Here is a 415-nt window from a genome sequence, read left to right as displayed (position 1 = left end):
GCCGCCCACGCCGGCGTTGTCCGAATCGCTGAGCGCCGACGCGCTGGTGGTGGGCGCGGGCTACACCGGCCTGTGCGCCGCGCTGCACCTGGCCGAAGCCGGGGCCAGCGTGTGCGTGCTCGACGCGCATGCGCCCGGCTGGGGCGCTTCGGGGCGCAACGGCGGGCAGGTCAACCCCACGCTCCGGCAGGACCCCGACGAACTGCTGCGCCGCTACGGCGCCGAACGCGCCGAGGCGCTGGTGGCCACCGTCTCGCGCTCGGCCGACCTGGTGTACGGGCTCATCCAACGCCACGCGATCGCCTGCGACCCGGTGCGCGCCGGCTGGCTGCAACTGGGCTACACGCCGCAGGCCGTGGACGCGCTGCACGCACGCGCGCGGCAATGGGAGCGGCGCGGCGTGCGCGTGGAACTG

1 protein-coding gene is annotated in these 415 nt (G+C 76.1%); it reads left to right on the top strand.

Features of this window, described 5'->3' with window-relative positions:
* The coding region (locus VTU_RS34700) for an NAD(P)/FAD-dependent oxidoreductase (RefSeq protein WP_010102368.1) at positions 1 to 415 on the top strand (415 nt) is incomplete at both ends.

It is taken from the genome of Verminephrobacter aporrectodeae subsp. tuberculatae At4, assembly GCF_000193225.1.
GTDB lineage: Bacteria > Pseudomonadota > Gammaproteobacteria > Burkholderiales > Burkholderiaceae_C > Acidovorax > Acidovorax aporrectodeae.
This window is presented reverse-complemented; position numbering and strand designations above follow the sequence as displayed.